This window comes from Fructilactobacillus sp. Tb1 (assembly GCF_050500285.1).
Lineage (GTDB): Bacteria > Bacillota > Bacilli > Lactobacillales > Lactobacillaceae > Fructilactobacillus.
Window position 1 is genome coordinate 1,282,304 of the sequence record NZ_CP191377.1, and the last position, 24,062, is coordinate 1,306,365.

The 24,062-nt window shown below is 34.1% G+C and carries 22 protein-coding genes and 1 other annotated feature; of the genes, 17 read left to right on the forward strand and 5 right to left on the reverse strand.

What is annotated here, in order from left to right:
- Positions 1–3 precede the first annotated feature (3 nt).
- Complete coding sequence (gene glmM, locus ACQW5G_RS06600; protein WP_429970679.1) at positions 4–1,350, forward strand: phosphoglucosamine mutase; 1,347 nt, start codon at positions 4–6, stop codon at positions 1,348–1,350.
- Positions 1,351–1,549: 199 nt separating this feature from the next.
- Positions 1,550–2,425: a helix-turn-helix transcriptional regulator gene (locus ACQW5G_RS06605; RefSeq protein ID WP_429970680.1), complete on the forward strand. Its 876-nt coding sequence runs from the start codon at positions 1,550–1,552 to the stop codon at positions 2,423–2,425.
- Here ACQW5G_RS06605 and ACQW5G_RS06610 read toward each other — a convergent pair.
- From ACQW5G_RS06610 to rpsD, 5 genes are all read right to left on the reverse strand, one after another.
- Positions 2,418–2,906, reverse strand: coding sequence for a universal stress protein (locus ACQW5G_RS06610; RefSeq protein WP_429970681.1), 489 nt, complete (start codon positions 2,904–2,906; stop codon positions 2,418–2,420). The two genes, ACQW5G_RS06605 and ACQW5G_RS06610, sit on opposite strands and share 8 nt — an antisense overlap.
- A 58-nt stretch (positions 2,907–2,964) precedes the next feature.
- Positions 2,965–3,249, reverse strand: a complete 285-nt coding sequence (locus ACQW5G_RS06615; protein WP_429970682.1) for a hypothetical protein — start codon at positions 3,247–3,249, stop codon at positions 2,965–2,967.
- The gene (locus tag ACQW5G_RS06620; RefSeq protein ID WP_429970683.1) at positions 3,239–4,522 is read right to left on the reverse strand and encodes a replication-associated recombination protein A; all 1,284 of its coding nucleotides are present in this window, start codon (positions 4,520–4,522) and stop codon (positions 3,239–3,241) included. The genes ACQW5G_RS06615 and ACQW5G_RS06620 overlap by 11 nt, the downstream gene beginning before the upstream one ends.
- Positions 4,523–4,533: 11 nt before the next feature.
- Complete coding sequence (locus ACQW5G_RS06625; protein WP_429970684.1) at positions 4,534–4,986, reverse strand: YueI family protein; 453 nt, start codon at positions 4,984–4,986, stop codon at positions 4,534–4,536.
- Positions 4,987–5,090: 104 nt separating this feature from the next.
- Complete coding sequence (gene rpsD, locus ACQW5G_RS06630; RefSeq protein ID WP_429970685.1) at positions 5,091–5,696, reverse strand: 30S ribosomal protein S4; 606 nt, start codon at positions 5,694–5,696, stop codon at positions 5,091–5,093.
- 313 nt (positions 5,697–6,009) lie between these two features.
- Here rpsD and ezrA point away from each other — a divergent pair, with 313 nt between their 5' ends.
- The 15 genes from ezrA to ACQW5G_RS06705 all read left to right on the forward strand — a co-directional run bounded on the left by ezrA (position 6,010) and on the right by ACQW5G_RS06705 (position 24,046).
- Entirely contained in the window at positions 6,010–7,725 is a 1,716-nt protein-coding gene (ezrA, locus tag ACQW5G_RS06635; RefSeq protein ID WP_429970686.1) for a septation ring formation regulator EzrA, read from the forward strand.
- A gap of 55 nt (positions 7,726–7,780) precedes the next feature.
- Positions 7,781–8,926, forward strand: coding sequence for a cysteine desulfurase family protein (locus tag ACQW5G_RS06640; protein WP_429970687.1), 1,146 nt, complete (start codon positions 7,781–7,783; stop codon positions 8,924–8,926).
- Positions 8,927–8,956: 30 nt separating this feature from the next.
- Entirely contained in the window at positions 8,957–10,180 is a 1,224-nt protein-coding gene (gene thiI, locus ACQW5G_RS06645) for a tRNA uracil 4-sulfurtransferase ThiI (RefSeq protein ID WP_429970688.1), read from the forward strand.
- Positions 10,181–10,234: 54 nt separating this feature from the next.
- Positions 10,235–10,441: a binding site (T-box leader), on the forward strand.
- 49 nt (positions 10,442–10,490) lie between these two features.
- Entirely contained in the window at positions 10,491–13,160 is a 2,670-nt protein-coding gene (locus ACQW5G_RS06650; RefSeq protein ID WP_429970689.1) for a valine--tRNA ligase, read from the forward strand.
- A 48-nt stretch (positions 13,161–13,208) separates the two neighbouring features.
- Positions 13,209–14,510: a bifunctional folylpolyglutamate synthase/dihydrofolate synthase gene (locus ACQW5G_RS06655; RefSeq protein WP_429970690.1), complete on the forward strand. Its 1,302-nt coding sequence runs from the start codon at positions 13,209–13,211 to the stop codon at positions 14,508–14,510.
- Positions 14,511–14,623: 113 nt separating this feature from the next.
- The gene (locus tag ACQW5G_RS06660; protein ID WP_429970691.1) at positions 14,624–15,628 is read left to right on the forward strand and encodes a rod shape-determining protein; all 1,005 of its coding nucleotides are present in this window, start codon (positions 14,624–14,626) and stop codon (positions 15,626–15,628) included.
- 57 nt (positions 15,629–15,685) lie between these two features.
- A complete protein-coding gene (mreC, locus tag ACQW5G_RS06665; protein WP_429970692.1) occupies positions 15,686–16,531 on the forward strand; it encodes a rod shape-determining protein MreC in 846 nt (281 codons plus the stop codon).
- A gap of 17 nt (positions 16,532–16,548) precedes the next feature.
- Complete coding sequence (gene mreD, locus ACQW5G_RS06670; RefSeq protein ID WP_429970693.1) at positions 16,549–17,073, forward strand: rod shape-determining protein MreD; 525 nt, start codon at positions 16,549–16,551, stop codon at positions 17,071–17,073.
- A gap of 12 nt (positions 17,074–17,085) precedes the next feature.
- A complete protein-coding gene (locus ACQW5G_RS06675; protein WP_429970694.1) occupies positions 17,086–17,763 on the forward strand; it encodes a septum site-determining protein MinC in 678 nt (225 codons plus the stop codon).
- Positions 17,764–17,765: 2 nt separating this feature from the next.
- The gene (gene minD / locus ACQW5G_RS06680; RefSeq protein WP_429970695.1) at positions 17,766–18,563 is read left to right on the forward strand and encodes a septum site-determining protein MinD; all 798 of its coding nucleotides are present in this window, start codon (positions 17,766–17,768) and stop codon (positions 18,561–18,563) included.
- A 54-nt stretch (positions 18,564–18,617) separates the two neighbouring features.
- Positions 18,618–19,886, forward strand: coding sequence for an EF-P 5-aminopentanol modification-associated protein YfmF (yfmF, locus tag ACQW5G_RS06685; protein WP_429970696.1), 1,269 nt, complete (start codon positions 18,618–18,620; stop codon positions 19,884–19,886).
- Positions 19,873–21,153 (forward strand): EF-P 5-aminopentanol modification-associated protein YfmH, encoded by a 1,281-nt coding sequence (yfmH, locus tag ACQW5G_RS06690; protein ID WP_429970697.1) that lies wholly within the window; start codon positions 19,873–19,875, stop codon positions 21,151–21,153. The genes yfmF and yfmH overlap by 14 nt, the downstream gene beginning before the upstream one ends.
- Positions 21,154–21,223: 70 nt before the next feature.
- On the forward strand, positions 21,224–22,129 hold the full coding sequence (locus ACQW5G_RS06695; protein WP_429970698.1) for a helix-turn-helix domain-containing protein: 906 nt from the start codon (positions 21,224–21,226) through the stop codon (positions 22,127–22,129).
- Positions 22,130–22,201: 72 nt separating this feature from the next.
- Positions 22,202–22,789, forward strand: coding sequence for a CDP-diacylglycerol--glycerol-3-phosphate 3-phosphatidyltransferase (gene pgsA, locus ACQW5G_RS06700; protein ID WP_429970699.1), 588 nt, complete (start codon positions 22,202–22,204; stop codon positions 22,787–22,789).
- Positions 22,790–22,807: 18 nt separating this feature from the next.
- Complete coding sequence (locus ACQW5G_RS06705; RefSeq protein WP_429970700.1) at positions 22,808–24,046, forward strand: competence/damage-inducible protein A; 1,239 nt, start codon at positions 22,808–22,810, stop codon at positions 24,044–24,046.
- Positions 24,047–24,062: the final 16 nt, after the last annotated feature.

Here is a 24,062-nt window from a genome sequence, read left to right on the forward strand (position 1 = left end):
ATTATGAAATATTTTGGAACTGATGGAATTCGTGGAGTTGCTAATAAAGAACTAACCCCTGAACTAGCTTTTCGTGCTGGACGTGCTGGTGGCTATGCATTAACTAAACGGAGTGCTGAAGATCACCAACCCCGTGTTTTGGTTTCCCGTGATACACGAATTTCAGGACAAATGTTAGAAGACGCATTGGTTGCTGGAATGTTATCCGTTGGAATTGAGGTAATTCGCCTTGGAATTGTTACTACTCCAGGAGTTGCATATTTAGTTCGTGACCAAAATGCGGATGCAGGGGTCATGATTACTGCCTCACATAATCCTGCTGAATATAATGGAATCAAATTCTTTGGTGGTGATGGTTATAAGTTATCAGATGATATTGAAGAAGACATTGAAAAAATGTTAGAAAGTGATGTCGATGATTTACCACGTCCTTCTGCTAAGGGATTAGGAACAGCTGCTGCTTACAACGAAGCTGGTCAAAAGTACCTTCACTTCTTGGCACAAAGTATTCCTGATAACTTAGAAGGAATCAAAGTGTCCGTTGATGCAGCTAATGGGGCTACAAGTGCTTTAATGCCACGGTTATACGCTGACTTAGGTCTTGATTTCAAAACGATGGCCACTACTCCGAATGGAATTAATATTAATGATAATGTCGGTTCTACTCATCCAGAACAATTACAAAAAATGGTTGTTGAAAATGGTTCCCAATTAGGAATTGCTTTTGATGGCGATGGTGATCGTTGTATCGCGGTTGATGAAAAAGGTAACTTAGTTGATGGTGATAAGATTATGTACATTTGTGGTAAATACATGGATGAACATGGTCGCTTGAAACATGACACAATTGTTACTACTGTTATGAGTAATCTTGGTATGTACAAAGCAATGGAAGCCCATGGTATGAAGAGTGTCAAAACTAAAGTTGGTGACCGTTATGTTGTTGAAGAAATGAACAAACACGGTTACAACTTAGGTGGGGAACAATCTGGACATATCGTCTTTTTAGACTTTGGAACTACTGGTGATGGAATGTTAACTAGTATCCAATTAATGTCAATCATGAAAGAAACTGGTAAGAAACTATCAGAACTAGCAGATGAAGTTACTAAGTACCCCCAAAGTTTAATTAATGTAACAGTTAAAGATAAGAAACATGCTATGGATCCACAACCAGTTAAAGATATTATTGCTAAAGTTGAAACTGAAATGAACGGCGATGGACGCATTTTAGTAAGACCTAGTGGAACTGAACCATTACTTCGTGTGATGGTGGAAGCGCCAACTCAAGCAGAAAGTAATGATTATGCACAACGAATTGCGGATGTTGTTGCTGAAAATAATAAATAGTAGATAAAAAAGATTGAACTTTAATTAGTTCAATCTTTTTTTATTTTCCGGGAAAAATTATATTGATTTTTACGTATTTATACATTGATAACTAAATAGTTATAGAAAATTAATTGACTATGCAATTAATATACATCATAATCTTTAGTCGTATAAAAATATATGACTATTTTACAAAAATAATAGGAGAAATATATTTATGATTATCTTTCCATCGAAAACAATGGCCCGTAAGCTTGGCATGATAGTAAAGGGGCGTCGTGAAGACCTTCATATGTCACAAGTAGAGTTAGCAAAAGGACTTTGTACCCAAGCTACAATTAGTACTTTAGAGAATAAAGGATGTTTCAAATCATGGGAAATTGTACCACAAATCTTTGAAAAATTACGCTTAGATTTGAACGATTTAGAAAATGATTGTCATTATCGTTATGGTGAAAAAAAGCTAATTCAGATTGAAAAAAATTTATTAACACATAATTTTACAAAGGCACAAAATCGATTAAATAAAATCAAAAAAGAAAATTTAGATACGACAAATTTAATTGCCCGATTTAAATGTAGTAGTGGATATATTGATTTATTTGTTAATAACAATCAAGATGCAGCTATTAGTAAATTTCAGTCTATAATTGATAAACATCAGACACGTGATAACCAGCTAACAATTGGTTGGTCGTATTTAGGCTTAGCTTTAGCGTATTACCAAATTGAATTGCAGCAACAAACTAGATATTATTTGAATTTTGCGATTAAATCTTTACATCTATGCTTAAATAAGAAATCTGAAGCACGTGATTTTTATTCTGCAATTAGATTTGGATTATCATTAGTAATTATGATTAATAAATCAGCCGATTTTGATCAAGCATTAACTGAAATTAATTTACTTATAACTAGATTGAAACAGTATCGTTCATTTTATTGTTTACATGATTTATATGAATTAAAGGGTGACTGTTTCGCTAATTTAAACCAAAAAGAAAAAGCTGCCAAATATTATGACCAAGCCAATCAAATTCAAGGTCTATATTCGTACAGCAATTTTCAAAAGTTAAGTCAGTTAATTAATTGATTTTCTTTTTTGATTCTTTAGGATTGATTAATTGATTCTTTAAGTTAGTTCTAACCACTAAGACATCCGTTTTAGCAGTTCTAGTTACATATTCCGTAACTGATCCTACCAATAAACGTGCAACTGCATTTAAACCAGTAGCACCAATCATAATTAAATCAGTTCCAAGTTGTTCTGGAAGTTCTTTAGCAATAATAGTTTTGGGAGCACCATATTCAATTGAATAATCAACGTTTTCTAAACCACTAGCTTGGGCTTCAGCAACATACTTTTCAAGCGTATTTTTAGTTTTTTCCGTTACTTCGCTAACAATTGACGTATCAAAGCTTGAGATATCTTGGAAAGTTCTAGTATCAATAACATGAACGATGTGAAGATATGCTTTATTTCTTTTAGCAACGGCAACGGCTTTTTTGAATGCTAATTCAGCACCATATGAACCATCAACTGGAACTAAAATATTACGGTATTCTTGTAACATAGTAATCACCTCATTGTTTTATTTACTTAATTGTAGTCTTAACAAATTAAAATTCCAATTATTTATTGATAAATTGCATAATTAATAATTCTGGAATAACACAGCAAATGCATCCTAAAATTAAAGTAATTATAATTAAAATTAGACTATTAGTTAGGGCAGCAGCAAAACCAATTATGGCAACGATAATTAAAATGATACCGCTATATTTTAAGATTTTGCTCAATGTAACGTTATTTTGGGGATTAAACATGAGAAATGGTGTTTTAGTATGTTTTAAAAAGTAAATTCCATTTCCAAATAGTAGGGCTGAAAAAAGAATTACTAATACTTTAATGGCCATTTTGAACTCCTTCATTTGCTTTATTGAGCCTATCATATTGTTGCGACAAGGCTGTTTCAAATTTACCGTTTTCTTTTGGATGATAATATTTAGCATCTTTAATTTTATCTGGTAGATATTGTTGGGCCACCCAATCATTAGGATAATCATGGGGGTATTTATAACCAACAACTCCTAATTTTTCCGCTCCTTTATAGTGAGCATCGCGCATTGATTTAGGAATTTCACCATAATTACCAGTTTTAACGTCAGCTACTGCTTCATTCATTGCGACGTAGGCTGAGTTTGATTTAGGTGATAAACATAATTCAATAATTGCATTGGATAAGGGAATTTGTCCTTCTGGTAAACCTAATCGATCAGCTGCTTGGACAGCAGTAACCATTCTGGCACAAGCTGCTGGATTGGCTAAGCCAATATCTTCATAAGCAATCACCATTAAACGACGAGTAAGGGAGTTTAAATCACCAGCTTCAATTAAACGAGCGGCATAATGAAGGGCGGCATTAACATCCGAACCACGAATAGATTTTTGTAACGCAGAAATAACGTTGTAATGTGCGTCACCATTTTTATCCTGAGTTAAGGCCTTCCGTTGTAAACAGGATTCGATATCTTTTAAAGAAACATGAATTACCCCATCAACTGGTTTAGTAGATTTAACGGCTAATTCAAGTGCGTTTAAAGCACTTCGTAAATCTCCGTTGGTACTATGGGTGAGAAAGTTCATAGCTTCAGGGGCAATTTTTACGTTTAAATTACCGAGTCCATTTTCTTTATCGTGCAATGCTCTTTCAACGGCTATTTTAATATCGTCACTTGAAAGGGGGTTAACTTGGAAAATTTGGGTTCTGGAACGGATAGCAGGACTGATATTAATATAGGGGTTTTCAGTAGTTGCCCCAATTAAGATAATTTGGCCACTTTCGAGGAGCGGTAACAGGAAATCTTGTTTGGTTTTATCTAGTCGATGAATTTCATCTAAAAGTAAAACAACAGTTCCGCTCATTTTGGCTTCTTCAGCGACAATTTGTAAATCTTTTTTAGTATCAGTTGCAGCATTCAAAATGCGAAATGCATACTTGGTAGATCCAGCAATGGCACTTGCAATACTAGTTTTACCAGTACCAGGTGGACCATAGAGAATCATGGAAGATAGCATTTTAGCTTGAACCATTCGTTGAATGATTTTGCCAGGACCAACTAAATCTTGTTGTCCGACAATTTCATCAACCTTTTTTGGTCGCATGCGATATGCTAATGGTTTTTGCATATTAGTCCTTTCTATTTGTTAAATAATTTTTGCCAGAATGATTTTTTTGGTTCATCCGGAGCATTTGTTTCGGTAACTGGTTCATGAAAAGCAACATCAGGTTCGTTGATTGCAGTTTTGGCAGCTACGACAACTGCATAATCATTTGGGTTGGTTCCATAAATTTTATCAGTAGTTAACGTAAACTTGGCATTGTTTTTAGTTGCAATTTTAATATAAGGACTTTGTTGAGAAGAGGGGATATTTCCATTAATAATAATTGTTAGGGAATTATCTGATTGAATTAGTTTTTCTACTGCTGCAATTGCAGCAGGTTGATAGACCTCTGAATTTTTAATTGCCAGGGCAACCCGTTCTCTAAAAGTTCCTAAGTAACGCCGTTGCTCATCAGGATTTATTTTGGGAGTGCCACCATTCATTGCCTGATCTAAACGGTTTTGAACATTTTCATTTTCAACAGTCATTTTATTGATACTCCTTAATTTTAATAATTTAATTGTAACATTAATAAAAAAGAGCATACAAAAAAGCGGTCTCATACGAGATCGCTTTTTTTAGATACTTAATATTAACGGTTGTAGTATTCAACAACTAATGAAGTATCGATGTTTGCATTCAATTCATCTGGTTGTGGAAGACGAGTTAATGTACCTTCAAGCTTATCTGCATCAAATGATACGTAAGCAGGACGGCTAACAACGGCTTCAACAGCTTCAGTAATGATAGTCATGTTTTTTGACTTTTCACGAACAGCAATAACTTGACCAGGTTTAACATCGTATGATGGAATATCAACACGTTGACCATCAACAGTGATGTGACCATGGTTAACTAATTGACGTGCTTGACGACGAGTAGTTGCTAAACCTAAACGGTAAACAATGTTATCTAAACGTTGTTCAAGTTTGATTTCGAAGTTATCACCATGTTTACCTTCACGAATTTTACCAGCCTTTAAGAAAAGAGCGTAGAATTGACGTTCAGTAAGTCCATACATGTAACGCATTTTTTGCTTTTCACGTAATTGAACACCGTATTCTGAAAGTTTTTGGCGACGGCCTTGACCGTGAACACCAGGAGCGTAAGGACGACGTTGTAATTCTTTACCAGTACCTGATAATGAAATACCAAGACGACGAGAAATTCTCCAGCTTGGACCTGTATATCTTGACATAATTGAATCCTCCAATAAATTTTTTGGAGTAAAATAAACGTTGCACACTTAGTATTCGTGCATATTCCTCAGAACTTTCACCTCAGCAGCTGTGGGTTACTAATTAGACTAACTTAATAGCAAGAACATGTTGACGAGCTTACCGTGTACTGCTGCATTATTTTACACAAAATATATTATATCGTGAATAATGCTTAAAAGTCAATGAAATCAGTAATATATTTGCGGAAAGTAAGGAAATAGGGTCTGATTTTATGTTATAATTCAAAATATAGCACCATATACATATTAAATTATAAAAAGGGCGGATAGCATGCTTAATGCAATTATTGGTATTGTTGTAATTATTGCAATTATTTATATCTCAATTGTTGTTTACCAAAAACATCTTTTGAAGTTAGCAGATAAAATGCAAAATGAGGTTACTAACTTTAAAAACTTAAAGTTAGATGAAGATTTTACAAAAGTTAAGGAATTGGGATTAATTGGTGATTCACTTGAGAAAATCAATGAAACTTACACTAGTTTTGAGAACATCACTAAAGATGATTTGCCTAAGTTAGTTAGTCTTTTAGATGAGATTAAAACCAGTTCAAATGGAATTAATTTTCTAAAAACTCGAGATTTATCTGATGAAGCAGAAACTAAGATTGAAGAAATTGCGACTGGCTTAGATCATATCCAGAGCGTATTAGATGAAACTGCTAAATTGGAAAAAGAACATAAAGAAGCCGTTTCTGACTTAGAAAAGCGCTACAAGCAATTACGCAAAATTCTTTTAACTAAGAATAGCGAGTTTGGACCAGCTTTAGATGCATTAGAAGGACACTTGTCTGAAATTGAAAAAACATTTGATGATTTTTCTAGTCTAACGGCTAAGGGTGATCATACAAATGCTGAAAAAATATTAGTTGATTTAAATCAGGCAACTATTGATTTAGAAACGGTTGTTAAGGAAATTCCAGCTTTATATCAAGCGAACCATACTAAGTTTAACAATCAAATTAATGAAATTAACGATACTTACCAACAAATGCGTGGTGAAGGTTATGCATTTGATAATGATGACTTTACCGTTACGCTTACAGAATTACGTCAATCTGTAAATGATAATCTTACTAGTATTCGCAATCTAGATGTTAAATTCGTTAAAGATAGTGATGATGAAATTGAAAGTCGGATTAATGATTTATACGACAAAATGGAAGCCCAACTAAAAGCCCGCACTTTTGTTGAAAAAAACATTCAACAAACTGGTAAATTTATTGAGCATGCATACTATCAAAATAAGTCACTAGATGAAGAACTTGAACAGTTAAGTCATAATTATTCATTAGAACATGGTGAAATTGACACTACAAAACAACTTGGTGTTAAAATAAACAAAATCGGTAAAGAACATGAAGCTGATTTGAATGATATTAATAATGGACATGCAGTTTATACTGAAATTGCTACCAATATCAAAGATTTCAAAACTGAATTAACTACGATTGAAAAGAAACAAATGGCCTTGAACGATTCAATCTCTGAATTTAGTGATGAAGAAAAAGAAGCACATCAGGATTTAAGTGATTTAAGTACTGAATTACATGCAATTGAACGTAAAATTGAAAACTTAAACCTTCCTGGAATTGCTGATGATTATAGTGATTACTTTGGAATTGTAGCGGATGAAATTAAACATTTAGATTCGACTATGAACAAAGTTAAAATCAGTATGGATGACGTAAAAAAACAATTAGAACAAATTAAGTCTGATCGTAATACTTTACAAGAAAAAACTGATGATTTAATTGATCAATCAATTTTAGCTGAACAAGTAATGCAATATGCTAATCGTTATGTTGGTAACGTTCCAGAAATTGATACTGCTTTGAATAAAGCAAAAGATTTATTTGATCATAAGTTTAAATATGGCGATAGTTTGTCAACTATGGCGAATGCAATAGATAAAGTAGAACCAGGAGCATATAAACGAATTGAAGATCGTTACTATGCAAATAAAGCTAAAAATCTTAAAAAATAATAATTAACCAGGCCGATTATTTTCGACCTGGTTTCGTTTTCTAATGGGAGGAACTATGATTTATTTTGATAATAGTGCAACTACTAAAGTTGATGATGATGTTTTAAATACTTATCAAAAAGTTAGTGAAAATTACTGGGGGAATCCTTCAAGTTTGCATAATTTTGGGGAAAAGTCATTCAATTTGTTGCAACAATCACGGAAACAAATTGCTGATATTCTAGGAGTACAACCAGCTGAAATTTACTTTACTAGTGGTGGTACTGAAGGGGATAACTGGGTAGTCAAAGGAACAGCAATGGCCAAACGTGAATATGGGAAACATATTATTACTACCTCAATTGAACATGCAGCGGTTAAAAATTCAGCTGCAGCATTAGAATCTTTAGGATTTGATGTTACTTATCTACCAGTAGATGCTGAAGGTCGAGTTTCTGCTAAGGATCTTGAAGCTGCCATTCGTCCCGATACCATTTTAGTGTCAATTATGGCCGTTAATAATGAAGTTGGATCAATTCAGCCACTTGATGAAGTTGCAGAAGTATTGAAAAAATATCCTAAGATTCATTTCCATGTGGATGCTGTTCAAGGAATGGCTAAGGGAATTCATGACTTGATTTTTAATGATCGAGTTGATTTCGTTACGTTCTCAGGTCATAAATTTCATGCACCACGCGGAATTGGATTTATCTACGGAAAGAATGGTCGTAAACTTAGTCCTTTGATGGATGGTGGTGGACAAGAACGCGGTCAACGTAGTGGTACCGAAAATCTTCCTGCTATTGTGGGAATGTCTAAAGCAGTTCGTATCATCAAAGATAATGAAGCTAAAAGTATTGCTGAAGAACAAGCCATTCGTGAAAAAATTTATAACCACATCAGTCAATTTGATAAAGTTGAAGTTTTCTCACAATTAAATGATCATTTTGCTCCCCATATTCTTTGCTTTGCAATTACCGGTGTGAAAGGTGAAACTATCGTACATGCTTTTGAAAAAGAAGGCATTTACATCTCAACTACCAGTGCTTGCTCTTCTAAAAAGGGTGTTACATCTGGTACACTAGATGCAATGGGAATTCCACAAGAAGTTGCAAAAAGTGCAGTTCGTGTTTCATTAGGCGATCATAATAAATTATCTGAAGCTGATGAGTTTAACAAAGTCTTCGATAAGTTATATGATCAATTTAAAAAATTAAGTTAGTCAGTTTTGATATAGAAAAGAAGTGAAAATTTGGAATATAGTGAAATTATGGTTCGCTACGGTGAACTTTCAACTAAAGGTAAAAATAAAAAAGATTTCATCCGCCAATTAGGACATAACGTACGTGATGTTTTAAGTGGTTTTGATGGAATTGAAGTTTTAGCTCAGCATGATCGGTTACATGTGTTATTACACGGTCAAGCAGCTGAACCTGTGATGGATGCATTGAGTAAAGTTTTCGGTATCGAAACTTTTTCACCAGTAGTTCGTCTTGATAAAGACGCAACTATTGAAGAATTACAACAAACCGCAGTTCAAATGATTAGTGACCAATTTGAAGAAGGACAAACTTTTAAAGTTTCCACTAATCGACAAAACAAAGCTTATCCATTAAACACTTATGGTGTTGATAATGGAATTGGTGGCTATGTTCTAGATAACATCGATGGAATTAACGTAAAAATGAAGAATCCAGATATAGAACTTCGAGTAGATGTTCGTTTGACTGGAATTTATTTATCAAGTGTTACTATCCAAGGTGCTTTAGGCTTACCAGTTGGTACTGGTGGACGTGCTACTATGATGCTTTCTGGAGGAATTGATTCTCCAGTTGCTGCTTACATGGGAATGAAACGTGGAGTTAAGATTGATATGATTCATTTCTTCAGTCCTCCATATACTAGTCAACAAGCACTTGCAAAAGCTAAAGACTTAACTGCTAAGCTAACTGCTTTTGGTGGTACGATTGACTTTATCGAAGTTCCTTTTACTAAAGTTCAAGAAGACATCAAAGAAAAGGTTCCAGAAGGTTACTTGATGACAATTCAACGTCGGATGATGCTTCGTTTAGCAGCTGCGATTACTTTAGATCGTCATTGTAACGGGGTCTTCACTGGTGAATCATTAGGTCAAGTTGCCTCACAAACTATCGAAAGTATGCGTGTAATCAATGAAGTTACTTCATTACCAGTATTACGTCCATTACTTTCATTTGATAAGACTGAAATCATCAAGATTGCGCGTGATATTGATACTTATGATCTTTCAATTATGCCATTTGAAGATTGTTGTACGATTTTTACTCCACCATCACCAAAAACTAAGCCTGACTTAGATAAGACACTTAAATTCGAAAAGAACATTGATGTTGAAGGTTTGATGAAGGATGCCCTTGAAGGAATCAAAGTAACTAAGATTCACGTTGGTGATGATTACTTAAATGCCCAAAAAGACGTTTTTGCAGAATTACTCTAAAATCAGAATTGATAGTTGACGAATCTTAATTTGTTGAGTATTATTACTGTAAATATAAATGCATTGAACAAGAGGTTTAATTAAACTTTCTTTTAGCGAGAGAATAAGTAGTGAGAGATTCTCAGAAAGATAATTAAATGTAGCTTGTGAGCAGATATAGTGAACTAATAATAACTATGTCCGGTACGACCGTTATTCGTTTTAAGTTGGGATGATTAAATTCATCCAATTTAGGTGGTACCGCGAGCATTCGTCCTATTGTTATAGGACGGGTGCTTTTTTATTTAAATTAATTAATGAGGTGAATTTTATGTCAAAAGAAGTAGAAATGTCTACAAAATTTGATCCCACAGAAGTAGAAAAAGGGATGTACCAAAAATGGCTTGACGAAGGAGTTTTCAAGCCTAGTGGTGATAAGAAAGCCAAACCATATTCAATCGTTTTACCTCCACCAAATGTTACTGGTAAGTTGCATTTAGGTCATGCCTGGAACACAACTTTACAAGATATGTTGATCAGACAAAAGCGGATGGAAGGTTACGATACTTTATGGCTTCCTGGTATGGATCATGCCGGAATTGCTACACAAGCTAAAGTTGAAGCGATGCTTCGTGAACAAGGAATTTCACGTTACGATTTAGGACGTGAAAAGTTCATCGATAAAGTTTGGGAATGGAAAGATGAATTTGCTGACACCATTCATCAACAATGGGCTAAACTTGGTCTTTCATTAGACTACAGTCGCGAAACTTTCACACTTGATAAAAATGTATCTAAAGCAGTTCGTAAAGTTTTCGTTGATTTATACAATCAAGGCTTAATTTATCGTGCTAAATACATCATAAACTGGGATCCCCAAGCAAGAACTGCTTTGTCAGATATCGAAGTTGAACATAAAGACGACAAGGGCGCTTTCTACCATGTTAAATACATGTTTGCGGATGGGACAACTTTCAATGGGAAAGATTACATTGAAATTGCCACTACTCGTCCAGAAACAATGTTTGGTGATACTGCCGTTGCCGTTAACCCTAGTGATGACCGTTACAAAGAATTAGTTGGTAAGAAAGTTATCGTTCCACTTGTTAACCGTGAAATTCCAATTATTGCTGATCATTATGTTGATATCGAATTTGGTACTGGAATGGTTAAAATCACTCCAGCCCATGATCCTAATGACTTTAAAGTTGGGCAACGTCATGATCTTGAACAAATCGATACTATGAATGATGATGCTTCAATGAACGCTAATGCTGGTAAATACGAAGGATTAGATCGTTTTGATGCTCGTAAAGCCATGGTTAAAGATCTTGAAGATCAAGGTTACATGCTCCGAGTTGATCCAATTGTTCATGCCGTTGGTCATTCAGAAAGAACTGGGGTTCAAGTTGAATCACGTCTTTCAACTCAATGGTTTGTTAAGATGAAACCACTTGCTCAAGCAGCTTTGGAAAACCAAAAGACTGATGATGCAGTTAACTTTGTACCAAAACGTTATGAACACATCTTTGATCAATGGATGGAAGATGTTCATGATTGGTGTATCTCACGTCAATTATGGTGGGGTCACCAAATTCCAGCTTGGTACAACAAAGAAACTGGAGAAATGTATGTTGGTGAAGAAGCGCCTAAAGATCCAGAAAACTGGGAACAAGATCCTGATGTGCTAGATACTTGGTTCTCATCAGGTTTATGGCCATTTACTACGATGGGTTGGCCAGATGATGAAAAAGATGGTGACTTTGATCGTTACTTCCCAACATCTACTTTAGTTACTGGTGATGATTTAGTATTCTTCTGGATTTCAAGAATGATTTTCCAAAGTTTACACTTCACTGGTCGCCGTCCATTCAAGGATGTCTTACTTCATGGGCTTATTCGTGATGAACAAGGTCGTAAGATGAGTAAATCACTTGGTAATGGGATTGATCCAATGGACGTTATTGCTAAATATGGTGCTGACGCCTTACGTTGGTCATTATCTACTGGAACTACTCCAGGACAAGATGAACGATTCAGTTACGATAAAGTTGATGCCTCATGGAAATTTGTTAACAAAATTTGGAATGCTAGCCGTTACGTAATCATGAACTTAGGTGATATGGATGCTCCGACAGTTCCAGTTGAATCAGAATTGAACTTATCAGATAAATGGATTCTTTCACGTTTGAATAAAACTATTGAACGTGTTACTGATAACTTTGATAAGTACAACTTTGGTGAAGCTAACCGTACTTTATACGACTTCATCTGGAATGACTTCTGTGATTGGTACATCGAAATGAGTAAGGAAATTCTTACTGGTGATGATGAAAAGGCTAAATCTAAGACACGAAACGTACTTGCTTATGTCCTTGACCAATTCCTCCGTCTTTTACATCCAGTTATGCCATTTGTTACTGAAAAAATCTGGTTATCAATGCCTCATGTTGGTGAAACTTTAGTTACTGCTAAATATCCAGTTGTAAACGAAGATTTTATTGATGATAAAGCAGAATCAGACATGGAAAGCCTAATTGAAGTAATTAAAGCGGTTCGTAATATTCGTGCCGAAGCAAATGCTCCATTAGGTAGTCCAGTTGATATTTTAGTTAAGACTACTAATCCTGAACTTAAAGATGTGCTTGAATCAAACCGTGAATACATTGATCGTTTTGGTCACCCAAGTAAACTTGAAATTGGTGCTGATGTTGAAGTTCCTGATTTATCAATGACTTCAGTAATCACTGATGCTGAAATTAGTATTCCATTAGCTGAACTAATTGATTTAAATGATGAAGCTGCTCGACTTGAAAAAGAAGTTAAGAAGTTTGAATCAGAAGTGGAACGTGCCAAACGTAAATTAGCAAACGAAAAATTTGTTAATAATGCTCCTGAAAAGGTTGTTGCTGAAGAAAAAGCTAAACAAGCTGATAACGAAAATAAATTAACTGCTACTAAGAAACGTTTAGCAGATATTAAAGCTGCAATTGCAAAATAAAAATAAAAAAGCCTAGCTGAACAGCTGGGCTTTTTTTGAGAGGTAATAATGTTAAAAACATACGAAGAAGCAGTGAGTTACATTCACTCACGGCCACGGTTACGCAAAGAAACGACACAAAAACGCATTTTAAATTTATTAGCAAAATTAGGCAATCCACAACATGAAGTAAAATCTGTCCACGTTGTTGGGACTAACGGAAAGGGGTCTGTGGTCGCATATCTCTTAAATATGCTTCAAGGAATTGGTAAACGAGTGGGGACGTTTACCTCTCCATTTATGATTCGTTTTAATGAACGAATTAGTATCAATGGGCAACCAATTCCCGATGCTGACCTATTAGCAATTGTGAATCAAGTTAAACCAATAGTTGATGAAATTGATGATACCAATGCTGAAATGGGTCCATCAGAATTTGAAGTTTTAACGGCTTTAATGTATCTCTACTTTGCCCAACAAAAACTTGATTTGGCGATTGTTGAAGCTGGAATTGGTGGAGAGACTGATTCAACTAACGTCGATGATAATTCAATTATGACAATTATTACAACGATTGGAATGGATCATATGAAGTTATTAGGTAATACAATTACTAAGATTGCGCATACTAAAGCTGGCATTATTAAGCCCAATACCCCAACCATTGTTGGTAAATTACCTAGTAAAGCATTAGCTGAAGTTGAAACAGTCGCAGCTACTAAAAGCAGTCCATTAACTATTATGGGAAAAGATTATACGGTTAAAATTGATAATCAACATCATTTTGATTTTTCTAGTTTGCGGATGGACATTTTTCGAATTAAAACTAATATGCTTGGAAAATTTGAAATGGAAGATGCTGGAATTGCCATTGCAGCGTTTACTAAGCTAAATAAATTAGAATTTAAGTTGAAGGATAAAGAAGTTAAGGCCGTAATTAAAGCTGAAATTCAACAGACTAAATGGATTGGTAGAATGGAGGTTATTAACTCCAACCCGCTAACAATTATTGATGGGGCTCATAATGTGCCAGCAATTAAAAGTTTGAAAGAGAGCTTATCTGATTATGCTAATCGTCAAATTGATTTAGTAATGGCAGTTTTTGCTGACAAACAATACCAACAAATGCTAGACATTTTAGAAAGTATGCCAAATGTTAATTTATATTTAACGTCATTTGTTCCAGATGAGAATCGCAAAGTAGCTGATTTTAGTTTTGTAGATGAAAGTAAGGTTAAATATGCTGCTAATTGGATGGAACTTATTAGTGAATTAGAGCTACAAAATTACAATGATAAGCAAAAATTAATCGTAATTACGGGTTCTTTACTATTTATTTCTGAAGTGAGAAAATATTTGTTGGAAAATTAATAAAAAGCTAAACTTTTGCTTTCAGAAATTTAGCTTAAATAAATGAACATTATGTTATACTTAACCTATTAATATAAAAATCAAAAATAATTAAATATAAAGGGATGAACGTTTTGTTAGGTTTAGGAAATAAAAATATTGGTATCGATTTAGGTACTGCAAATACATTAGTATACGTTGATGGAAAAGGGATTGTCCTTCGCGAACCATCAGTTGTAGCTAAAAATACTAAAACAGGTGATATTGTCGCTGTTGGTAATGAAGCTCAAGCTATGATTGGTAGAGCACCAGCAAGTATCGAAGTTATTCGTCCAATGCGTGATGGTGTAATTGCTGATTATGATACAACTGTATCAATGCTTAAATATTACATAGAAAAAGCTCTTGGTGGCCGTGGCTACAAACCTTACGTAATGGTTAGTGTTCCTAGTGGAATTACTACCGTAGAAAAACGTGCTGTGATTGATGCTACTCGAGTAGCTGGTGCACGTGATGCATACGTTATTGAAGAACCATTTGCCGCAGCTATCGGTGCAGGTCTTCCAGTTATGAACCCAACTGGAAGTATGGTTGTAGATATGGGTGGTGGTACTACTGATGTTGCAACTATTTCTCTTGGTGGTATCGTTTCATCACGTTCAGTACGAATGGCCGGTGACAAACTAAATGAAGCTATCGTTTCATATATTCGTAAAAACTATAACCTTCTAATTGGTCTACCTAGTGCCGAAAAATTGAAGATGGAAGTTGGTTCTGCTTCAATTGAAAAATCTAAAGAAATGCAATCAGAAACAGTTCGTGGTCGTGACTTATTAACTGGTTTACCAAAATCAACTGAAGTTACTGCTGAAGATGTTGCCATTGCCATTCATGAAGATTTACTAGAAATCATTAGTGCAATTAAGGATACTCTTGAAGCAACTACTCCAGAAATTTCTGCTGATGTTGTTGACCATGGTATCGTTTTAACTGGTGGTGGTGCCTTAATTAAGAATCTTGACGAAGTTATCGCTGAAGCTACTCAAGTACCAGTTACTGTTGCACAAGATCCATTGGATTGTGTTGCTAAAGGTACTGGTGAATCACTTAAGAGTATTGAAGTAATGAAGAAAAAATAATTCTAAGTAAGCGGGGAGACCCGCTTATTTGTTTTATTATTTTATTGGGAGAGTGTTATGCATAAGTTTTTTTCTAGCCGAAACTTAGTTATCTTTGTAGTTTGCTTAGTGGCAAGTGTCGGATTAATTGGTGGGACAGCTGCTATTAGAAACAATCGTTCTACCCCAATTTTCATTCAAACAATTGGTAATGATGTTGCTGGATTAGGAGATCGAGTGATTGCTGTACCACTTAATGGAACTAGCAAGTTATTTGGTTCGATGGGTAATCTAATCAATACTTACCATGAAAATGATTATTTAAAATCAAAAGTACGTAAAATTCAATCAACTGAAGTTCGCAATGAAGCTTTAAGTAGTGAAAATGCGGCTTTAAAGAAACAATTAAATATTGGTAAAACTTTAACTGGATACAATAAAATTAATGCTGCAGTTCTTTCTAGAACTCCATCTAACTGGCAACAACAAATCATTATCAATAAGGGTTCTAGTGCTGGAATAGCAAAAAATATGTCTGTAATTGTTGATAAGGGATTGATTGGACGAGTTATTGAAGTTAATAAAACTAATAGTAAAGTTGAATTAATTACAGATAGTGGGGATTCAGCTAGCCATTTCTCTGTTCAAGTTCAAGGTAAGAAAACCATGCTGAATGGATTGATTTCTGGTTACAATAACGGAAATGATGAACTAGAAATGGGTAGTTTAACTGCTAAAGATAAAATCAAAAAAGGTGCCAAAGTTATGACCAATGGACTGGGTGGAGTTACACCTAAAGGATTATACGTTGGAACTGTTACTGGTGTTTCTAGTGCCTCAGATGGTACTTCTGAACAAATTAACATTAAACCAGCCGCAGATACCCGTAACATTGATGTTGTAACTGTAATTGGAAAAGAATAGTAGGAGTTGAGAGTATTATGTTGAAAAAATCTAAACAACGATTGCTCTTTATCATTGGCTTATTTATTTCTTTTTATCTTGAAGGAACATTAATGCATGTCTTTCCATTTATATTGGCTGGAAAATTTCCAATGGTTCCTTATTTAACAATTACATGGCTAATTTATACCGTTTTATTTAGTGATCCTAACCAGAATCTGCATCTTTATTGGTGGGCTTTTGGAATTGGATTATTGTATGATTCCTACTATATTGGTGTTTTGGGGATTTATACGGTTATTTTTCCAGTTGTAATTCTTGTCACAAAGCTAATATTGGAATACGTTGATGAGAATATTTATGGTTCCACTATGATCTATTTAATCGATATTATCATTGTGCTTGTGTTAGGGTATATTGGTGGAAGAATGAGTCATTTAGTTTATTTTTCAGGAGTTCACTTTTTTGCGTATGCATTTGGACCCACTTTATTACTAAACCTAGTGATTTTTCTGCTTCTCTATTTCCCTATCAGTTTGTTATTTGATAAGTACAGACAATAGGAGCTGACTGTTATGAAGAGTGTTGTATTAAAAGGAAACCAGAATGGATTTGAAATCATTCTAAATGATTCCGCTAGTTTTGAAGATATAAAAAATGAGTTTACTGATTTAATAAATCGTTTAGGTCAAAGTAAAGATTATTCTGCTGAAAAAGGGATGCATTTTGATATTGCTACTGGTAACCGCGTCTTTTCAGTTGAACAAAAACAAGTATTACGTGATATAGTTAATAAGAAAGAAAACCTTGTAATCAATCAGTTTGTGGCAAATGTTATGTCAAATGATGAAGCTTATCATTTACGTGATGAAAATCGCGTTACAATTATTGAACAAACCATACGGAATGGACAAAATCTAAAAATAAAGGGTGATGTTTTATTTTTAGGTAAGATTCACAAGGGTGGAGAATTGATTACTAATGGTAATCTGTTCTGCATGGGTCAAGTTGAAGGAATTGTCCAGGTTGGATTTCCAGTTGATGAATCTAAGCTAGCAGTTGGTAATTTTCATAATGCCCAACAAGTTAGACTTGGAGAACAAATCGAAATTATTGCAGATAAAAGAGAAGAAATTTCCGAAGATCTTAGAACAGTTGTTTATGTTAATGGATTACATTCTATTTCATATAGTAATTTAGATAACATTAAAGAAATCAGTCCTAAGTTCTTTAGCAGAATTGGAGGAATGTAACAATGGGTGAAGCCATCGTAATTACTTCTGGTAAAGGTGGAGTTGGTAAAACTACTACTTCTGCCAATATTGGTACTGCCTTAGCGTTAATGGGCAAAAAAGTTTGTTTAATGGATCTTGATATTGGTCTTCGTAATCTTGATGTTGTCCTTGGACTTGATAACAGAATTATGTATGACATTGTTGATGTTGCAAAACAACGAGTTAACTTAAATAAAGCACTTGTTAAAGATAAAAGATTTGGTGACAATTTTTACTTACTTCCAGCTGCTCAAAATACAGATAAAAATGCATTGACAGAAGCTGAAGTTAAGAAGATTGTTGATGAATTAAAACCACAATTTGACTACGTACTAATTGACTGTCCTGCCGGAATTGAACAAGGATTTTTAAATTCAATTGCAGGGGCTGATTGTGCCATCATTGTTACAACACCTGAAATTTCAGCTGTTCGTGATGCTGATCGAATTGTTGGCTTACTTGAAAAACATCCAATGAAAGAAGCTCCACGTTTGGTAATTAACCGTATCCGTCCTAATATGATGGACAACGGTGACGTGATGGATGTTTCTGAAATTACTCATCATTTAGGTGTTAAATTACTCGGAATTGTCATTGATGATGACCAAGTTATTGCAACTTCAAATCATGGTGAACCAATTGTATTAAATCCAGATAATCCTGCTTCTCAAGGATACCGTAACATTGCTAGAAGAATTCTAGGCGAAACTGTACCTTTGATGCAAATCAAAGAACAAAAAGAAGGTTTCTGGACTAAACTTAAACACGTATTTAAGTAATGACAAAAATTCCTTAGAGTAAAATCTAAGGAATTTTTTATTTTGGAGGATAAAATGCACCAAGAATTAACTTCAGGAGTTCAATTTAACTTCGAAAATCAGAATAAATTTAAAAATGTGGCAATCTCAATTGATTTTATTGAACCATTAGCAGAAGACAACCTAGTTGAAAGAACGATGGTTGCTGAAATGATGGAAAATTATAGTGCAAAATATAATTCAAAATTAAAAGTTGCACGTAAATTAGCGGAGTTATATGGGGCTCGTTTTGGAACTAACGTTTTCAAGGTGGGGGATGTCGTTGCTTTACGAATTGTAATTACATTTATTAATGATCAATTTTTAGGTGGTAAAATCAATTTAATTCAGCAAATTTGTGAATTCCTAGAAGAAATGATTTTTCATCCATACTTAATTGATGGTAGTTATCCAACTGAACCATTTGAATTACAGCGGGATAATTTAGTAGATTATTTGCATAATTTAAGTGATAACAAAAAATATTATGCAGCTCGTCAAACTAAAAAAATGTATTTCGCAAATGATCCAATGAATGCCAAATTAGTTTTTGGAAACGTTGAAGATTTAGCGCAAGTTACCCCTGAACGGGTAGCCAATTATTATCACTCAATGCTTAATGATGATAATGTTTATATTTCAGTTCAGGGTAACCTAGCGGCACAACAAATTACTACCATTAAAAATTATTTTAATTTTTCAGCTCGTCATGACCTAACGGTGGGAATGAATGAAAATTATGATCATCAAGAAATTACCTATAAAGTAGAAAATGCAGTTCAAAAACAATCTCAGTTGGATTTGATGTATCATTTTCCAGTGAATTTAAAATCTGATGATTATTATGCTGCAATTGTAATGAACTCACTTTTAGGTGGTTCAGCTTCTTCATTGATGTTTTTAAATATCCGAGAAAAGCAAAGTCTCGCATATTATATTTCCAGTAGTTTCAACTCTACTATGGGATTTTTAATGATTCAAAGTGGAATTGATGGAGATCAAGCAGAAAACGTTCAAATTATGATTAAACAACAAATTCAAAAATTGATTGATGGAGATTATGCTGACAGTCAATTAGAAAAAATTAAGACTTCACTAATTTCAGGATATCTAACTAAATTTGATAGTGAACGTAAATCATTAAATGATGTCTTCGTTAAAGCTTTAGTTAATAATTTCGTTACTAAAGCAGATTGGATTGCTAGTTTAAAATCAATTACCAAGGCAGATGTAGCAAAAGTAGCACAAAAACTTGATTTGCAAGCGGTCTTTTTGTTGAAAGGGGAAAGCAATGAACAAAATTAAATATGATCAATTTGATGAGACTGTTTATCAAGCCACCCTTAACAATGGGTTAAAAGTAATTATTAATCCAAAACCAAAGTTTAATTCTACTTATGCTATTTTAACAACTGATTTTGGTGCCATTAATACTTTAATTAGAGATAATGGTGAGATAAAGCAGTTACCAGCTGGAATTGCTCATTTTATGGAACATAAATTGTTTGATAAGAAAAACTATGATAGTAGTGATTTGTTTGCTAAATATGGTGCTGAAAATAACGCATTTACGAGCTTTAATCAAACTAGTTATTTGTTTTCTGCTACAAATGATTTTTCAGAAAACTTTAAAACACTGTTAGATTTAGTTGAAAATCCTTATTTTGATGAACAAAAGATCAAAAAAGAACAAGGAATTATTGGTCAAGAAATTATGATGTATCAAGATGATCCTAGTTCTAGAATTTATTTTGATACAATCGCTAATCTATATAGTCAATCTCCTTTAAACTTTGATATTGCTGGAAGCGTTACATCAATTGCACAAATTACTACTGAAGAATTGTATGCTACTTATAAGCAATATTATGTGCCAAATAACATGTCTTTAGTAGTTGTAGGTAATATTGATCCTAACGAGGTACTTAAAGCCTTAGAAGATCATTTTGCGGATGCTAATGAAAATACGGATATTAGCGAATTAAAAAGTCTAGTAAATCAAGAAATTGAAAAATCGGAAGTCATTCCATATAAAGAAACAATTATGGATTTGTCGACATCTAAAGTTGGATTAGGAATTCGAGGACCGCAAACGAATGTCACTGGAAAAGCATTTTCCCGTTATGAATTATCAGTAGGCATGTTTTTGGAATTAATTTTTTCAGAGGATTCTGATATCTATCAACGTTTATATGACGACCAAATTATTAATGATTCATTTGGATTTGATTTTGATATTGAAGCAGGATATCAATTTTTGATTTTTGCGGCAGATACTAACCAAACAGACCAATTTTGTGATGCAATTTTAACTGAAATAAAAAGTTGTCTTGAAAATCCAGATAAAATTAAGAATCAATTTGAATTAATTAAAAACGAGGAAATCGGAGATCATTTTGCTCTGATGGATTCTATTTCTGGAATTGCCAATCAAATGGGTGATCGTTTAAATGATTTTACTAATGTTTACGATGAAGTTGAAATCATTAAGGAATTAACTTTTCATGAAATTATGCAGAATGCAAAAAACTTTTTTCACAATAGTAAAACAACGAGAAACATCATTAATTAATATAATCTCAATTATTTTCTGGTTTCATTGTGATATACTGACAGTAATTAAATGAATTGGAGTTGAAGAAATGACAGAAGAAAATTTAAACCCCAAAGTAAACATTGGGAAAGAACTTAGCTCTGCCAGAGAAAAAGCTGGACTTTCAATCGATGCTGTTCAAAAAGACACTAAGATTCAAAAGAAATACTTAGTTGCCATTGAAAACAACGATTTTGATGCCTTACCTGGTAAATTTTATGTACGAGCTTTTGTTAAGTCTTTTGCTAATGCAGTTGGCTTAGACGGTGACAAGTTTATTAATCAATACATACCAGAAGAAAATACTCCTGGAGAAGTTAAATCAAATGCTCAACCAGTGGAAAACCAAGCACCAACAGCTTCACGGGCAGTGAGACCTTCAGCCGAAGAATCATCTGCTCGAGACGATAAACCCAAGTTAGATATGCGTAAGTACCTCCCAATTGGAATTATTGTGGCCATTGTAGTGGTTGTGTTAGTGGTAGTTGGTTTTGCGGTTGCTAAGACACACAATGACAGTAGTAGTTCAGCACCAGCAAACTCAAAAGTTACGGTATCTAATGATGATGCTAAAAAGAAGACTACTAAGAAGAAAACAACTAAGAAAAACACCCTTAAACAAGGTGAAACTAAGATTGAAGCCGTTAAAAACAGTCCTTCTGATTTTACAGTTGCAACTGGTAATGCAACTTCAAAATTAGATTTAGCTGCTACTCAAACTTCAAATGCAGTCGTGAAGGTTAATGGCAATCAAGTATGGGCTGGAACTTTAACAGCTGCAATGGGTCACTCAGTTGAACTTCCTAAAGACACTAAGGAAGTTAATATTTCATTGACTAATGCACCTGTTTCAAGCGTTAAATTAAATGATAAAGCAATTGTGATGTCAGCACCTGCCCAAGGTCAAAGTGCAACACAAAGAGACATGAACCTTAAGTTTAGTGATAACAAGTAGGTTTACTAGAAATTAACGATCTGTGAAAATGGATCGTTTTTTCTTGTTTATGATTAAGAGGGGAAAATTATTATGAATTTACCAAATAAATTAACCATGTTCAGAATTATATTGATTCCAATTTTCTTATTTTTATTGGCTGTTCCAATGAACTTAGGCAGTGTTGATGTAGTCGGAACTTTGATTCCAGTTGCCCAATTATTAGCAGCTTTAGTATTCATCATCGCTTCATTGACTGATTTTGCTGATGGTCAAATTGCTCGTCGTCAACATTTAGTAACTAATTTTGGTAAATTTGCTGATCCATTAGCTGATAAAATGTTAGTTATGACTGCCTTTATTATGTTAGTTGGAACTGGTAGTGAAAATGTTGCAGCCTGGATTGCAGCCATTATTGTATGTCGTGAACTTGCAGTGACTGGATTACGTCTAATTATTATGGAAAACGATGGTGAAGTTATTGCAGCCGCTTGGTCTGGTAAAGTTAAAACATTCTTCGAAATGATTACTGTAATTATTTTATTATTGAATAATGTTTTCTTTGCTAACTTAAGCATTCCAATGGGACAAATTTGTTTATATATTTCATTAGTTGCTGCTGTGTACTCAGGAATTGAATACTTTTACAAAAACCGTAAAGTTTTTGCCGACTCATTCTGATTAAGGAGATAATTAATAATGAATGCTGAAATAATTACTGTTGGAACAGAAATTCTCCTTGGTGAAATCATCGATACTAGCGCTCCATTTATTGCGAGACGATTAGCTAATTTAGGAATTGATGTTTATTTTAAAGATACTGTTGGGGATAACTACGATCGCTTAGAATCAACTATTAGTTTAGCTGAAAGTCGAAGTGATTTAGTTGTTTTAACTGGTGGACTTGGACCCACTGAAGATGACATTACTAAGATTTCTCTTGCCCAACATTTAGGACTTGATTTAGTAACGGATCAAAAGGCATTAAAGAAAATTAATGATTTTTATGCTACTTATGCTTTAGGTAAACCCAGCAATGCTGATATGATGGCCAAATACATCGAAGGTGCAGAAGTTTTACCAAATGAAAAAGGTTTTGCTGTTGGAATGTTTTTAAAGACAGATGCCTGTGATTACTTGGTATTACCTGGACCACCAGTCGAAATGCAATACATGTTTACTAATTTTGCCATGCCTAAGTTGGCTGAATTGACTAATGGAAGTTCATTGATTGATTCACGTGTACTTCGTTTCTTTGGAATTGGTGAAACTGAATTAGAAAAAGATTTGAAAGACCTAATTGATAATCAAACTAATCCAACTTTAGCAACGTATGCTAAACGTAATGAAGTTACCCTTCGAATTACTGCGAGTGGGGAAACAAAAGCTGAAATCAAGACCTTACTTGATGATATGGAAAAACAAGTGTTAGCAATTGTTGGTCAATATTTCTACGGTTACGGTGATAATAACTCACTAGAAAAAGTAGTGGTTAATTTATTGAAACAAAAGAAATTGACAGTGACTGCTGCTGAATCATTGACGAGTGGAATGTTCCAAAGTCGGATTGGGAATGTTTCTGGTGCTTCCGAAGTCTTTCCTGGCGGATTTGTCACATATTCAGCTGATGCCAAAGAATCACTTCTTTCAATTCCAGCGGATATTATCAAAGAACACGGGGTAGTTTCTGCTGAAACTGCTGAATACATGGCTAAAAATGCAAAAAATAAATTGAAGACTGACATTGGGGTTTCCTTTACTGGAGTTGCAGGGCCAGATAGTCTTGAAGGTCATCCAGCTGGATTTTTCTGGGTTGGATTAGCCTTACCAGATGGAAAAATCATTACTAAAAGTGTTAATTTTGCAAAAGCTCGAAATGAAGTTCGGGACTATGCAACTAAGACTGGTTTTAAGTTAATTTACGATAATTTGAAATAAATAATGGGGGATAACA